The organism is Fodinibius sp., assembly GCF_034521915.1.
GTDB lineage: Bacteria > Bacteroidota > Rhodothermia > Balneolales > Balneolaceae > Fodinibius.
Window position 1 is genome coordinate 26,383 of sequence record NZ_JAXHLU010000013.1, and the last position, 14,786, is coordinate 41,168.

At 43.2% G+C, this 14,786-nt stretch carries 14 protein-coding genes; 9 read left to right on the forward strand and 5 right to left on the reverse strand.

The features are described from left to right. Positions 1-13: 13 nt before the first annotated feature. Positions 14-838 (reverse strand): inositol monophosphatase family protein, encoded by an 825-nt coding sequence (locus tag U5J89_RS08385; RefSeq protein ID WP_322575166.1) that lies wholly within the window; start codon positions 836-838, stop codon positions 14-16. Between the two features lie 46 nt (positions 839-884). Further along, positions 885-2,945, reverse strand: a complete 2,061-nt coding sequence (gene dnaG, locus U5J89_RS08390; protein WP_322575167.1) for a DNA primase — start codon at positions 2,943-2,945, stop codon at positions 885-887. Between the two features lie 238 nt (positions 2,946-3,183). Here dnaG and U5J89_RS08395 point away from each other — a divergent pair, with 238 nt between their 5' ends. The 9 genes from U5J89_RS08395 to U5J89_RS08435 all read left to right on the forward strand — a co-directional run bounded on the left by U5J89_RS08395 (position 3,184) and on the right by U5J89_RS08435 (position 12,117). Continuing rightward, the gene (locus U5J89_RS08395) at positions 3,184-3,810 is read left to right on the forward strand and encodes a fasciclin domain-containing protein (protein ID WP_322575334.1); all 627 of its coding nucleotides are present in this window, start codon (positions 3,184-3,186) and stop codon (positions 3,808-3,810) included. Positions 3,811-4,031: 221 nt separating this feature from the next. Continuing rightward, positions 4,032-4,907, forward strand: coding sequence for a succinate--CoA ligase subunit alpha (gene sucD / locus U5J89_RS08400; protein ID WP_322575168.1), 876 nt, complete (start codon positions 4,032-4,034; stop codon positions 4,905-4,907). A 22-nt stretch (positions 4,908-4,929) separates the two neighbouring features. Next, positions 4,930-5,157 (forward strand): hypothetical protein, encoded by a 228-nt coding sequence (locus tag U5J89_RS08405; RefSeq protein ID WP_322575169.1) that lies wholly within the window; start codon positions 4,930-4,932, stop codon positions 5,155-5,157. Positions 5,158-5,301: 144 nt separating this feature from the next. Then, complete coding sequence (locus tag U5J89_RS08410) at positions 5,302-5,625, forward strand: hypothetical protein (RefSeq protein WP_322575170.1); 324 nt, start codon at positions 5,302-5,304, stop codon at positions 5,623-5,625. Between the two features lie 85 nt (positions 5,626-5,710). Further along, on the forward strand, positions 5,711-6,214 hold the full coding sequence (locus U5J89_RS08415) for a hypothetical protein (RefSeq protein ID WP_322575171.1): 504 nt from the start codon (positions 5,711-5,713) through the stop codon (positions 6,212-6,214). A gap of 86 nt (positions 6,215-6,300) precedes the next feature. Further along, entirely contained in the window at positions 6,301-8,571 is a 2,271-nt protein-coding gene (locus U5J89_RS08420; RefSeq protein WP_322575172.1) for a TonB-dependent receptor, read from the forward strand. Positions 8,572-8,650: 79 nt separating this feature from the next. Continuing rightward, positions 8,651-8,962 (forward strand): hypothetical protein, encoded by a 312-nt coding sequence (locus tag U5J89_RS08425; protein ID WP_322575173.1) that lies wholly within the window; start codon positions 8,651-8,653, stop codon positions 8,960-8,962. 51 nt (positions 8,963-9,013) lie between these two features. After that, positions 9,014-11,434, forward strand: coding sequence for a TonB-dependent receptor (locus U5J89_RS08430; RefSeq protein ID WP_322575174.1), 2,421 nt, complete (start codon positions 9,014-9,016; stop codon positions 11,432-11,434). Between the two features lie 110 nt (positions 11,435-11,544). Continuing rightward, positions 11,545-12,117: a DUF4168 domain-containing protein gene (locus U5J89_RS08435; RefSeq protein ID WP_322575175.1), complete on the forward strand. Its 573-nt coding sequence runs from the start codon at positions 11,545-11,547 to the stop codon at positions 12,115-12,117. Positions 12,118-12,186: 69 nt separating this feature from the next. On the opposite strand, the gene U5J89_RS08440 is transcribed toward U5J89_RS08435, so the two are convergent. Genes U5J89_RS08440 through U5J89_RS08450 form a run of 3 tightly spaced genes read right to left on the reverse strand, consistent with a single transcriptional unit; the run spans position 12,187 to position 14,763 of the window. Continuing rightward, entirely contained in the window at positions 12,187-13,392 is a 1,206-nt protein-coding gene (locus U5J89_RS08440; RefSeq protein WP_322575176.1) for a HAMP domain-containing sensor histidine kinase, read from the reverse strand. After that, entirely contained in the window at positions 13,389-14,450 is a 1,062-nt protein-coding gene (locus U5J89_RS08445) for a cobalamin B12-binding domain-containing protein (protein ID WP_322575177.1), read from the reverse strand. The genes U5J89_RS08440 and U5J89_RS08445 overlap by 4 nt, the downstream gene beginning before the upstream one ends. Positions 14,451-14,463: 13 nt before the next feature. Next, complete coding sequence (locus U5J89_RS08450; RefSeq protein WP_322575178.1) at positions 14,464-14,763, reverse strand: antibiotic biosynthesis monooxygenase; 300 nt, start codon at positions 14,761-14,763, stop codon at positions 14,464-14,466. Positions 14,764-14,786: the final 23 nt, after the last annotated feature.

Sequence of the window (14,786 nt, forward strand, 5' to 3'; positions counted from 1 at the left end):
GAAGGATTGCAATTTACTTCTCGATTCGTGCTTGCCTCTCATCCTTATCGAAATAATTCGAAATCTCATCCAATAAAAAAGAGTGCACGGTGGGATTCCCTGCCACAATTCTTTTACCAAACAGCCAATCGCTACCGCCGGACCAGTCGGTCACTTTCCCGCCTGCTTCCTGAACAATTAAAGCTCCGGCTCCCACATCCCACGGGTTCAGGGCATATTCATAGAACCCCTCAAAACGTCCGCAGGCTACGCAGCATAAATCGTATGATGCCGCTCCGGGACGACGCAGCCCCTGAACTGTTGTTATCAGCATGCGGAAAAATTCTAAATAATTGTCCACAAGACTCAAGTCATTATAAGGAAATCCCGTGCCTACAAGAGCGTTAGCAGGATTATCGAGCTTGGAAACTGAGATAGGATTACCATTCAAATAGGCCCCCTTGCCCTCTATTGCTGTAAAACAGTCATTTCCCGACACTTCGAGCACCAATCCCATTTTTGGTTTACGATTTTCCCAGAGTCCAATCGAAACACAGTAAACCGGAAAGCCATGCGCAAAATTTGTGGTCCCGTCAATAGGATCAATCAACCACGTTCGCCCCTCAGGCATTGCCTGTTCTGCAGATGACTCTTCGGCAAGAATATGATCATCCGGAAATTCCTTTTTAATAACAGACAGAATTTCTTTTTCGGCCTTTACATCCGCTTCCGTAACCAGATCATTTTTACCTTTATAATCGACCGAAAAGTTACTGTCTTTCTGATATTTCCGAATAATTTTGGCTGCTGATTTTGCAGCCTTTTTAGCAACATTTAATTCTATGGTAAAATCTGACATCTATTATGCCCTTAAAATTCGCTGTCAGTTTAAGAGTTATAATACATTATTGATCGGATTCCCGTTCATGCTTCATCTTATACTCAAACACTTTATCCGATACCTTATTCGCCGCATCAGAATCCGGATCGGGAAACAGTTCATCAATCGGTGATTCTTGCAACAACGTACGTTGACGTCCGGCCTCTTTCATCGCTTTCATCACCTTCTTACGCTCATCATCTTCTTCGGTTGAATTATAACGCTCGTATAAATCAACCTGCAGGCGATCGAGGTAATGAATTTTAAGCGCTTTTAGAGCACCTTTAGCCGTACTATAAGGATTTTTATCCTTCTTATACTGCACGCCGATTTTTTCGTGGTGACGCTCACTAACGGAATGTTCTTCAAGCACGATCTCTCCCACCAACTCGGGATACGGATGTTCCCGTTCGGCATAAGCCTCTACCGAAACTTCTTTCTCATCTTTATAACGATCAATGATATCCTTATAAAAATTGCGGAGCTGTTCATCCTCAAATTGCCGCTCGTTGCACTGCGAACCGATGTAGTCAATCATATCACGCTCATACATCAGCATCAGACGAATCAATTCCTTTTCATAATTGGGACGCTTCTTAGGCGGTTCGGGCTGGTTCTTTTTGGGTGATTGTGACGCTTCCCGATCATTATATCCTACCGAGTGAGGAACCGGAGCCTGTGGCCGCTGGTCTCCGTCTCCCTGCTGCTGACGTCGCTCCTCTCGCTCTTTTCTTCGTTTCTCACGCTGACGGGCTTTCTTGCGTTCATCCTTCAGCTGTTTGCGGATTTTTCCCAACTCATCAAAAAGCGCGCGATCTCCAATTTTTGCTTTGCTATTCAAGTGCTGCACATAGGTTTCTCGGGATACCTGATCCGGCATATGCGCAATACTTTCCAGAATCTCGGAAATTACCTTTTTCTTCTCTGCCGGCTCCTCCCACTTCCCCTCTTCTTTTGCTTTATGGATCTGATAGCTCAGAAAATCTTTCGATTCCTCGCGCTTCAATTCCAGGAATGAATCCTTTCCAAATTGGCGAACAAAGGAGTCAGGGTCTTCCCCCTCGGGTAGCTCCAGCAGCTTCACGTCCATCCCCTCGCGCAGCGCTATATTGATGCCGCGCTTCATCGCACGCTGTCCGGCAGAATCCGAATCGTAAATCATCGTAATGGTATCCCCGTAGCGATGCAACAATTTCATTTGATCGGGCGTCAACGACGTCCCGCTGGATGCCGCCACGTTATTAATGCCGTATTGCTGCAGCGAAATTACATCCGTATATCCCTCAACCAAAAGAACTTCGTCCGTTTTCCGAATATCATTTTTAGCAAAATTGATGCCGTACAGGACCTTGCTCTTATTATAAACTTTAGTCTGCGGCGAGTTGATATACTTCGCAGTCTTTTTATTATCTCCGAGCACACGTCCGGCATAGGCAATAACTTTACCCGAGGGATTAAAAATCGGGAACATCAACCGACCACGAAAAGCATCATAATAACCATCTCCGTGATTACTCGGCTTGATAAGCCCCGCTTCTAACAGGTATTCTTCGTTCAGTCCTGAATCAAGTGCCGTACGGTAGAGTTTTTCGCCATCCGAAGGAGCATAGCCAAGACCATATTTCTTGATGATGCTGCGATCATAGCCACGCTCTTGTAAATAATCCCGGGCTTTTTGCGCTTCTTTTGTTTCCATCAAATGACGATAGAAGAAAACTCCCGCATACTTGAGCGCATGATAGATTCCCTCGCGAAGATTGTGCTCCTCATCAAATTCTTCAGCATCCTCTTCGGGCAGTGAAACACCGTAACGGTCAGCAAGAGAGCGCATCGCTTCCACAAAACCCACGCCTTCCATCTCCATCACAAAATTAAAGACATCACCCGATTCTCCACAACCAAAACATTTATAGATTCCCAGATCGGGCGTCACGTGAAAAGAGGGCGTTTTTTCATCATGAAACGGACAAAGACCTTTCCAGCTTCGGCCGGATCGCTTCAATTTCACATAGTCCTCGACCACCTCGACGATATCCGCCGCGCCGCGTACTTCTTCTTTTTTTTCATCGGGAATCATCCTAGCCATAGCACGGAAATGATAAGAGAATTCTTCATGAATCTCATCTAATTCTACTAATAATTTCTATCGTTTAATATCAATACTCTAGAAAGCAACATGGTATAAAATCAATCCAAAAAAATATGCAGCGAGCGTAACTATTTACCTAAGAATAACGAAATCTTTTATTTACGGGGAACTAATTGTTTCTATTTAGGTTTTTATATGAACATTTCAACTTAAAATAAAAATGAGAGGTATTGTGATGCTACTTAGAACAATAACTATGTTAACCTTAGGATTGTCATTATTAGTTATTAGTTGTAATGATACAACCAATGGAGACCTATCTAATGAAAAATTATCCCAAATAAATCAATCAAGCCAAGTTAGTAACCTTGAATACAAGGCAAAGAAAAACTCGAACTCTAATTCGAGTACTATTTTAGAAATAGCAGCTACCAACGATGATTTCTCAATATTGGCCCAAGCTGTTTTATTTGCGGGTTTAGATAAAGCACTCGACGGAAGGCGCCAACTTACGGTACTTGCACCTACCAATGCTGCATTCGCCAAACTCCTCGCTGAAGGACAAACAGCAGAAGAATTATTACAGTCCCTTGGCAAAGAAACCGTCAAAGACATTTTGCTCTACCACGTAGCGCCCGGTAAACGTGCGGCAAATGCTGTTTTAGGATCAGAGCAGATAAATACACTTCTCAAGAAGTTTATTGATGTAGAACTAGATAGCGGTAATTTAACGGTCGGAAATGAAGAAAATGGATACGCAAACGTAGTCGCTACCAATGTATTTGCATCCAATGGTGTTATTCATGTAATTGATAGCGTTATGTTACCACCAACTTCTTCCTTACCTCCAGCCCGTAAATAAATACATTTTCATTATTTACGATTGTAAGTTAAAAACTATGGGAGTCCTTCAATAAAAGAACGGACTCCTGTTTTTTTGGCATTATCCTCTTCAATACACTTTTGCATCTCAGTTAATTTAGATCCCATAAATTTTTAGATCCTGTCTTTGCCAAATCATGATCTTGTCGGTATATTCAGACCGACTTAAGGAAATTATTTTAACTTAATTTAGGAAAGTTCATGAGCGTACTTGTAGGTAATGATACTCGATTAGTAGTACAGGGAATTACCGGCAGCGAAGGAAGCTTCCATGCCGAGCAAATGATTGAATACGGCACTAATGTAGTAGCAGGTGTAACGCCAGGAAAAGGCGGCCAAAAGCACCACGGTCTGCCCGTATATAATACAGTGGCTGATGCGGTGGAAAAAGAAGATGCCAATACATCGGTTATTTTCGTGCCTCCCGCTTTTGCAGGCGATGCGATTTCTGAAGCTGCTTTTGCTGGGATAGAAACTATAATCTGTATTACGGAAGGTATTCCCGTTAAGGATATGATTACCGCCAAGCAGATTGTTAATAGTCGCGGAGCTACGCTTATTGGTCCAAATTGTCCTGGTGTAATTACACCCGGCGAAGCCAAAATTGGGATTATGCCCGGCAATATTTTTACACCCGGCAAAGTGGGACTTATCTCCCGATCCGGAACACTCACCTACGAAGCGGTTGATCAGCTTACCAAAGCCGATCTCGGACAAAGTACAGCTATCGGTATTGGCGGCGATCCGGTGATCGGAACCACACACACCGATGCCGTAAAACTTTTTGAAGCTGATGATGATACCGAAGCCATTGTACTGATTGGTGAAATTGGTGGTACGGCCGAAGAAGAAGCTGCTGCTTATATCCAAGAAAATGTAGACAAGCCCGTTGTGGCATTTATTGCAGGCAGCACAGCACCTCCGGGCCGACGCATGGGTCATGCCGGTGCCATTATTTCTGGTGGAGAAGGCGGCGCGGATGCCAAGAAAAAAGCGCTGCGCGATGCAGGGGTTACGGTCGTTGACAGCCCTGCTGAAATAGGCATCACACTTAAAAAGCTTTTAGAAACAGCTTAACTTTCTAAACTCGTCCGGTCATATGATCGGACGAGTTCTTTTATTTTATTCCGGATATATGACCTACTTCATTTTTGGATTCGCAGTTGGTGTGTTTGTCAGCGGATTGATCGAAAAGTATCATAAAAATGAAGCGACAAACTGGATAAATTCATCTTACCTTTTCCTGATAAGCGGTATCACTTTTGTGATTTATATTTACCTGGATTGGTCTACCCTCCAAGAGGTTTTTGAAAATCTATTTTCCTGATTTATTCCTATCTTTTAGGTTCAGTTTTTTATGCTCAAATTGATCGGTTTTTATGTTTTTACATAAACTCAACAAAAGCTATTCCTTATTTACATACTTTTATTTGGTTCATACACGTTAGAATGATAATTTTTATTTCTAATTATGATTAAACGTAGAATTAACATATCGACCGGGCTTTTGCTGATAATGCTTCTGGGCATCAGCCTTTCGTTTTCTACGTTGCATTCCCACCACAATCTAGAGCTTCACAACTCTTCAGAATTTGCAGATACGGGACATTGTATTACTTCTGATGATACCCTGTGCCCTATTTGCGCTCATTTGATTGAATCCGATCTTATCTCGATCAGTGAATCAGATACTGCCTTTTTCAAGGCTGAAAAACGAATCACATTCAACGCTGAAGAAGAGCATCCGGGCTCTGTTATCACTAATCGTGGCCGTTCCCCTCCCGTTCTTGGTTAATTTCTGATTTATCTGCTTGTCCATTTTAGGACCTGCAAAACCTATATCTATACAAGAAATATTAAGATCAAAACAACCAAGAACTATGGACTTTTTTACAAATTATTCTACCAAATTTATTGCTCTCACTTTTGCGGCAACGCTTCTTTTAGCAGGATGCAGTAACCCAGCCAGCGATGACGATGACCACGACGACCACACCGAGCCACACAGCATAGAATTTGTCCTGAACGGTGAAACAGTAGTCAGCTTTACGGATGGTAATATAAGCGGACATTTTGATGTTGCCAAAGGTGATGAAACAGCCCTTATTACGGCCAATTTTTACGATGAGGATGGTGACGAAATCCACGGTGAAGACCTCGATGATGAGTATTCTTTAGCTTGGAATATAGGAAATACTGATCACGCGGACATTGAACAGCATGACGAAGATGGTCGTTGGAGTTTTCATATCGTAGGTAAACAAGCCGGAGAAACAACTGTGCAGTTCCTCCTTCAGCACGGTGACGATCACGCTGACTTTGAAACACCAGCTGTTGATGAAAATGACGCCATCGAAATTCACGTAACAGATTCCAGTCAATAATTACTGACGATTATACGAAAGGCCGGAAACCTGATAATTTCCGGCCTTTTATTTCTCCTGTTTAACATCGTTTATTAACAGCTTTTATGGCATCATCTACTAAGTTAAATGTCCTGTTAGTTTTATCAGGACTCATATTTTTTCTATTGCAGCTGTCAAATACTTCATTTGCCCAGAGCAGTGCTATAGAAGGCATCATTATTGATGAAGAAACCGGCAATTCCATCAGCTATGCGTATCTCTTTTTGGAAGGAATTAATCGTAGTCAAACAACGCACAGCGATGGTACCTTTTCATTTCGAAACGTCCCGGAAGGTACTTATAACCTCAAAATGCAGCGGATTGGCTATAAAACCCAATCGCGGACCATTGAAGTACCCCCTAATGATACCTTGAAAATCACGTTAACAATGACCCCTACCATTTTAGATAATGAAGGGATTGAAGTAGTTGGTCAACGTGACAGAGGAAGTAGTAATCATCTCGAAAATGCTTCACAAAATATTTCCGGAGCCTCTTTGCGTCAAAATTTAAGCACTACCCTTTCGGGTACGCTTGAAGATGTACCCGGAATCAGTACGCGTTCAATGGGTACTGCTCCCGGTCGTCCGATAATGCGCGGGCTGGGAGGCGAACGGCTGATGATACTCCAGGATGGAAAACGTACGGGCGATGTATCTTCACAATCAGCCGACCATGCTGTGACAATAGATCCGATGTCGGCCGAAGAAATTGAAATTGCGCGCGGTCCCTCGGCCCTCGAATACGGATCCAATGCTATTGGCGGAGTTATCAATGTGGTACGTAACCAAGTACCATCAAGCATACCCGACCACCTGCACGGCACTGCAAGTCTGCAGGGAGAATCGGTAAATACCGGATCAGCAGCAGGTATTGAATTTGGTTTACCCCTGGGAAATAATTTTGCATTAAAAGCAGACGGTAACTTCCGATCAACATTGGATACCAATACTCCGTCTGGTACCCTTGAAAACTCCGGTATTTTTTCAACAAACAATTCCGTTGGGCTCGGATATATTAAACCCTGGGGACATGCAGGAATTTCTTCTAATATTTATTTAAACAATTACGGTATCCCGCCAGATTCTCTGGGTGGTCATCCCAATGGCGTAGATATTGAGATGGAGAAATTTCAGCTTGAGGGAACCTCCGAAATTATTTTAGATCGTCCCTTTATACGCAAGTTGGAAATCGATCTCTCGCACAAAAGCTACTTTCACCAGGAAATAGAATCCAGCGGTATCGTTGGTACCGAATTTGGTGTACTTACCACTAATGCTTCTGTAAAAGCAAACCACAATAATCTTGCCTTTTTTGATGAAGGAAAATTCGGCATATGGGCAGAACAAAAAAACTATGCCGTCAATGGCACACGTACACCAGATTCCGATTCATATAGCCTGTCAGCATTTTTTATTGAAGAAAAAGATATCGGTCCCTTTCACTTAGAAATTGGCGCACGACTTGATCACACCGTCGCAATGCCCGATGCGGAAAATCAGTCGATACGGGGTCGTGAAATTCGCGATCGCAGCTTTACCGCGCTGGCTAGCTCGGCTAATGCTGTCTATGATTTTGGGGGCGGATTTTTCACTGGTGCCAGCGTCATTCATTCCTTCCGCGCGCCCTCACAAGAAGAACTTTTTTCGCTGGGTCCCCATTTAGCATCCTATTCGTACGAAGTAGGAAACCCCGATTTAGATTCAGAACGCGGTTTGGGTAAGGAAATATATTTGCGCTACAGAAAATCTAACGCTCGTGCAGAACTCACGTTTTTCCACAATGGATTCTCGAACTACAACTATGCGGCAAATACAGGTGAAAATCGCCCCGAATTTTTAGGCGGATATCCCATCTACCAATTTACAGGCACTGAAGCTGTACTACAGGGGATAGAATTTAGCTCTCAGCTTCAACTTTTTAGTAACTGGGCTCTTTCCGGAACCCTTAGCTATACCCACGGCAAGCGTAGACTTTTCGAACAAGAACAAAATCAGCAGGCAACAGACGACGAGTGGTCCCCCTTGCCTATGATTCCCCCACTGAAGGGAAATATCGAGCTTAGCTATAATAAAGATGGGCTTAAAATTGGTACTAAAAGCAAATGGGCGGCCGAGCAAAATCGTACCGGTGAATTTGAAACACCTACCGATGGCTACGCTATCTTTAACTTATTTGGACAGTATCACTTCGAAAAGTGGGATCTGCTCCATACGGTATCGTTAAATGCAAACAACATTTTCAATACTACCTATCGTGACCATCTATCGCGAATTAAGGAAATTTATCCGCAACCGGGACGCAATATTTCTATGCTTTACCGGGTATATTTTTGATCCCAAGAATGATCATATTTCAACTTTTGTTGTGAAATCTAAAAATTAAAATTTTTGATTTACTACTTTTAAACATTCAATGAAAGTACGTCCTACCATAACAAACCGAGCATTTCTTCTGGTGGTTGGACTATGTCTTATCGGGATTTCATTCCATATTCACGATGATATTCCGGTATTCTCCGATCAACATCAGCTTGAACACCATATCAGTCTCGATCAACCGGACTGCCTGGCATGCCTGCATCTGATTCAAAGCCTTCCTACCCAATCCCAGATTGGAAGTACCCTAAGTTTTCAAACCCATACTTTTCTACTTCAAAATCAACTTTTTGCAGGAACAGGTGATTACCACCGCATCTCAAATAAGTCCCCTCCCACCTATACATAACAATAAATACGCAATTCATTCACAGACTTATTTGAAATCAAATAATTTGTTATGCTGCATCTATTTAAAACGATCACCCTAATATTTTTAGCTTCTTTATTAACAACAGGATTATTTACATCATCTCTGCATGCCCAAAATCAATCCAATAATACCTCCAATATCACGGGCACGGTTACCGATGCCAGTGGCGCGCCTCTACCCGGCGTTAATGTCGCATTTGCTAAACTGGGAGAAGGAACATCAACGAAAACGGACGGGAAATACCGTATAGAAAACCTCCCCTCCGGCACCTATTCCCTTACCTTTTCATTTGTAGGATACACTTCCCAAACCCGGAAAGTAATTCTCCGTGCCGGTGAAACCACCACTCTTAATGTCACCCTTCAAAAACAGACATTGCAATCGGAGACCATCACCGTAACCGGAACGCCCTACGAATCGGATCCCCTTACAACACCTGCAGACGTTGATGTATTAACTGGTGACACCAAGTTTTCTCGTCAGCAAACTTCGCTGGGAGCATCGCTGGATGAACTGGCCGGGATATCCACCATCTCAACGGGAAGCCAAACCGGTAAACCGGTCATACGCGGCCTCAGCGGCAGCCGTGTGCGTGTACTCGATGATGGAGCGGCCATGGATTACCAACAATACGGTGTGCGCCACGGTCCCAATGTAGATCCGTTTACTTCAGAACGTATCGAAGTGGTGCGCGGAGCTGCAAGCGTACAATACGGATCAGATGCGCTCGGAGGGGCTGTAAATGTGATCTCCAATTCACTACCTGATGCCATCGATTCTAACCCCTTTTTACAGGGTCAAACCCTGGGTGAGTTTTCATCCAATAACAATGAGCTTGTAGGTGGATTGCACCTCAATGGCGCTGCGGGACGATGGGGCTTTACCGGCACCGTCATTCGCCGTTCTGCCGGCAATATGAAAGCACCCGATGTGCCTACCTTCCAAGAGAGCAATAATACCTCAGCTCCCAAGTTTTCCGGGGAATTAGATCATACGGACTATGACCAACTGAATGGCAGCTTCGGGATCGGTTACAAAACGGGAATCGGCCAAATCACCGGAGAATATACCCGCTGGCAAAACAATCACAATTTTCTGCTACCCAACGGCAAAGGACTGGGGCAAAATCTGGAGAATAACTCCCTGCAGATTGAGGGAGACTTGGATCTCGGAAATGATTACACGTTAAATCCCCAGTTTACCTATAGCCAGAACCTGCGGCAATCCAACCCGGGCGGACCCAATGCGGAGCCGCGGAGTGAACTGCCGGACGAAGGTTTTGCACACCTGGATATCCTGCTAAACAGCTATACGATGAAAACTGATCTCAAACATCCGGCAGTAGGTCCATTCGCAGGTACAGTTGGCGTTGAATATAAATACCAGGAACAGGATACCCGCGGAATAGAACCCCTAGTACCTTCGGCCTCTATCCAGAATATGGCAGCCTTCGTTTTTGAGCAGGCGGAAATCAACGATCTCACCTTCTCATTCGGGGCACGCGTTGACGCACGCTCTCAAGAAGCTGAACAAAATCCCGATCTAAATTTACCCGATGCCAATGCCGGTGAAACAGATGACGTGCTCAACCAATCGTACGTGGAATTTAGCGGATCGCTGGGCGCTACCTATCAATTTACCGAAGAGCTTGCCATTGCAACAAATATTGGACGCGGATTTCGCGCGCCGAGTCTTTTTAATCTACATGTGGATGGTGTTCACGGCGGTATTGCGGCCTACCAGGTTGGGAATCCATATCTTGATTCCGAACGATCACTAAATACAGATTTATCCATTCGGTGGCGTTCCGAAAACGTGCAGGCCAAAGCTACCGTCTATCGAAATGCCATTAATAATTACATGTTTTTAGTTAATACCGGAGAATTTGCCGGACCAAATAATGACGGCCCGCCAATTTTAGAATTTGTGCAGGGCGACGCACGATTAGTGGGAGCCAATGCTGATCTTACTGCACAAGTTCTGCCCTGGCTGCAATTGTCAGGCACTTTTGAAACAGTCAACGGCCAAAATGTGGATGAAGATATTTCGGAAGTTGACGATCTGCCGCTCTTACCTCCCACAAAACTAAGTGGCAAGGTAAAAGTGATGGGATCATCATTCGGTAAATTTGAAAACGTCTTTTTTAGCATGGGCATACAATATACATCGGCAAAAGAAGCAGCCGGACGCTATGAACCCTTTTGGCAGTTTGGCAATGCGCCCCAATTTAGTGACTTTGGAGTGGCCTCCACAGACGCTTATACCTTGATAAATGCTACTTTAGGTGCTGAGGTATCCCTCTGGGATCGCCCCATTGCACTACAACTATCCGGTAATAATTTACTTAATAAAGCTTATCGAGATTTCCTGGATACCTACAAAGGATATGCATTAAGTCCCGGCAGAAATATAACCTTCCGAATTAAGGTACCGTTTACCGTCTTGTAAATGTATTTAAAGAATCTGGAATAAAGATTGATAATTACAAGGGAATAAAGTTAGTTTAACCCCGTTCGCAAAATGACGGAAGAACAAAACATAATTTTATTATCTAATCAATGACTAATACTCTCAAATACCTTTCAACGCTTCTATTGGCAGTCGTACTTATCGGGTGCCAAAATGATGATTCACCCCAAGAAACTCCACAGCAATCACCGCAGCAACAGACTCAACAGCAAGGCCCTATGGGGCAAATGCAGCAACAGCAAGTACCTGATGTTGAAGTTTCTGATGAGGAAGCTGCCACCTTCGCCGATGCTGCCATGAGTGCACAGCAAGTACAGATGCAGGCTCAAAAACAAATGATGGGAATCATACAGGATGAAGGGCTTGATGTCCAAACTTATCAAAAGATTGCGCAATCTAAGCAGATGGGTCAGGGTGATTCCACGCAGTTCAGTGACAGCCAAATGAAAATGTTTGATGCCGCTACCTCTGCTATTCAAGAATTGCAATCTGAAATTCGGGATAGCGTAACAAAAGCTATTGAAGATGCGGGCATGAAAATGCAGCGTTTCCAGGATATCAGTCGTGCTGCCCAGCAGGATTCAGCGCTGCAGATGCAAATTCAACAACAGATAAAAGAGAAAATGGGTGGACAAATGCAACAGCAACCACCGCAAAACTAATTTTAAATTACACTCGTTTTACAGAAGTCCGCTGTATTAAGCAGCGGACTTTTTTATTTGGAACCACTTTCATGGGATATTGACAAAAAAGGTTGATCCTACTCCAACTTCACTTTCGACCTGTATATCGCCACCATGGGCTTCTACGATTTTTTTGGCAATCGCCAATCCCAATCCTGTACTTTTTTCTCCGGCTGTGGGTTCACTGCTTATTTTAGCGAAGGGTACAAACAAATCTTCAAGTTCATCTTCGGGAATACCCTGTCCTTCATCCTCGATATAAATGGTAATGGCACTTCCCGCCTTCTCGCTAATACCTACTTCTACTTCTGTTTGAGACTGTGAATATTTAATAGCGTTGGAGACCAAATTATCCAACACTTGTTGAAACTTATGGGCATCGATCTCTTTAGTTATGGGGATATCGGGCACCTTTGTAACCAGAGAGATATCTTTTTTATTAGCAGTTGGTCTATTCAGTGACACTATCCGCTCAATCAACTTACCAATATCTTCATCCTTTTTATCCAAATTTATACTTCCCGATTCGATAGCAGAAATATCCAGCATATTCTCAATAATTTGCACCATATATTCACTGGATTGTTTCATCTCTTTTACCAGCTGAAACTGATCATCGGTAAAGATGTCCTGTTCTTCATGATCTTCAATCAAAAAGTTGGAATAATTTTGGATTAGCGTTAGGGGATTTCGCAGATCATGAGCTGCCATTCCCAGCATTTGATTTTTGAGTTCATTGATCCGTTCCAGTTTGGCCGTCTTTTTCGTAAGCTTGCGCTGCATATTAGCCAGCTCATTATTGAGTCCGCTCATCTGATCATACATTGCCCACTCATCATTTTTTGATCCGGTAGGTTGCTGCTGTTCTTTCATAAAGGAACGCAGCTTATTAATAGACTCATTATTCATTTCCATCAATCCATTCAAAAACTGTTCGGTATCATCCGAATTGGCAGTACCTATTAACAAGTTTTCATCATCAAATCTAATACCTGAAAAACTAAACAGGCTCATTTCATCACCATCTGTAACATGCAGTTCCCAGTTATAAGCTACATCGTTGGTATTGATGCGCTTAATGAACTGATAGGCTTTGGGAATGCTGTCGCTCTCCAGGCAATCCACAAAAGAAATTGTTTCTTCTCCCTGGAGTGAAAAAAGCCCATAAGAATCGTGAATTATCTTTTGAAGAATCCCGTCATCATTTACAATGACAGCAATTCCGTTTGGAAGCGTCTGGTTCTGTTTACTCAATTTTTAATCAATTTATTTGCAGTTTCAATGGCATCGGATGCCGATCCTGCTGACGCATCAGCCCCAATTCTCTTCCACAAATCGGGTACAACTTTAAAGGGATATCCTCCAACCATTATTTTTAGATTCTCGAGTTCGCTATCATTCCGCAGTTTTTCAATCAGATTTTTAGCTTTACTAATATGTAAGGGTAACGTCACTGAAATCGCCAATACATCAGGATCATTTTCTTTAATCGATTGCATTAAATGGGTATCCGGCATATTAGCTCCTAAATAATGGGTTTCCCAACCTTCCATCTCAAAAAAGTCAGTCACCATGCGGATGCCAATTTCGTGGAGTTCGTTAGCTACCGAACAAGCAACCAATCGTTTATCACTCTTCTCCATGGCAAATATTTGTGGATATAACTGCGACATAATCAGCTGTGTGGCAGCGGTACAGTAATGCTCATGAGCCACGGTGATTTGATTCGTCTGCCAAAGTGCCCCCACCTCATACTGCGTCTTTTGAAAAATATGCTCGTAGATATCTTTTATCGACGTTCCATCATCCACCAGCGTTTTAATCAGCTGGGCCGCCTCTTTACGATTTCCCGACAGTAACAAATCCAGATATTCCCGTGCTTCATCAAACAATGGATCATCCTTATGCAAAAAAGTAATTTCTTCCGTATCAATATCCTGCAACGAGGAGAGCCCGTCATTAACATATTCGACTAATAAAGAAGCCTCAGTATCCGGCAATGTCTTTGTTATTGCTTCTCGTAAGATTACGATATTATCAAACAGATCACTTTTGGGGATATTCCGTTCTTGCAACATTGTTCGCGCCCAGCCCAAATAGTTATTAAACAGTTTCTTACTGTCAACACGAACGGCCTGCTCTAAGTAATCGAGGTGATAAATAGTATCCTCATAACATTTCTTTCTCCCCTCTTCCCCATAATCCTTATCCAGTTTCGGGTGACGTTCAAATTGCATCGCCGTAACAAGCTCGGCCAACTCCTCCTTGTGGGCCTCTAATTGTTGTACCACCTTGTGGTCTGATTTCGGCATAATGTGCCTCTATTTACGATGTTATATGATCAAAATAGCTGAGCGTAAAGCTCCGTTTTACCAGTTTTAATCCTTTGGGAATATTCTGATGAGATTCGCTACGATGATTATCATGCCAATGATGAAAGGACTCCTCATCTTCCCAATGTGTTATCAGCCAAAACTCTGCGGGGTTATCCTTCGGTGAAATTACATTAAGACCCACAAAGCCATCGGCATCTTCAACCAGTTCGGGACGATTCCTAAATGCCTCCCGCACTTCATCTTCCATATTATTCCGCACTTCAAACTTACTGATAGCCGTAAATCCCATACCACTACGGATGAACTTTATTT

Excerpts from the sequence above, each read along its gene's own strand:
- U5J89_RS08445 (WP_322575177.1), bottom strand. The coding sequence starts at position 14,450 with ATGCCGAAATCAGACCACAAGGTGGTACAACAATTAGAGGCCCACAAG.
- U5J89_RS08425 (WP_322575173.1), top strand. The coding sequence starts at position 8,651 with ATGAAAGTACGTCCTACCATAACAAACCGAGCATTTCTTCTGGTGGTT.
- U5J89_RS08435 (WP_322575175.1), top strand. The coding sequence starts at position 11,545 with ATGACTAATACTCTCAAATACCTTTCAACGCTTCTATTGGCAGTCGTA.
- U5J89_RS08385 (WP_322575166.1), bottom strand. The coding sequence starts at position 838 with ATGTCAGATTTTACCATAGAATTAAATGTTGCTAAAAAGGCTGCAAAA.
- U5J89_RS08450 (WP_322575178.1), bottom strand. The coding sequence starts at position 14,763 with ATGGGATTTACGGCTATCAGTAAGTTTGAAGTGCGGAATAATATGGAA.
- U5J89_RS08410 (WP_322575170.1), top strand. The coding sequence starts at position 5,302 with ATGATTAAACGTAGAATTAACATATCGACCGGGCTTTTGCTGATAATG.
- U5J89_RS08405 (WP_322575169.1), top strand. The coding sequence starts at position 4,930 with ATGATCGGACGAGTTCTTTTATTTTATTCCGGATATATGACCTACTTC.
- U5J89_RS08395 (WP_322575334.1), top strand. The coding sequence starts at position 3,184 with ATGCTACTTAGAACAATAACTATGTTAACCTTAGGATTGTCATTATTA.
- U5J89_RS08415 (WP_322575171.1), top strand. The coding sequence starts at position 5,711 with ATGGACTTTTTTACAAATTATTCTACCAAATTTATTGCTCTCACTTTT.
- sucD (WP_322575168.1), top strand. The coding sequence starts at position 4,032 with ATGAGCGTACTTGTAGGTAATGATACTCGATTAGTAGTACAGGGAATT.
- U5J89_RS08430 (WP_322575174.1), top strand. The coding sequence starts at position 9,014 with ATGCTGCATCTATTTAAAACGATCACCCTAATATTTTTAGCTTCTTTA.
- dnaG (WP_322575167.1), bottom strand. The coding sequence starts at position 2,945 with ATGGCTAGGATGATTCCCGATGAAAAAAAAGAAGAAGTACGCGGCGCG.
- U5J89_RS08420 (WP_322575172.1), top strand. The coding sequence starts at position 6,301 with ATGGCATCATCTACTAAGTTAAATGTCCTGTTAGTTTTATCAGGACTC.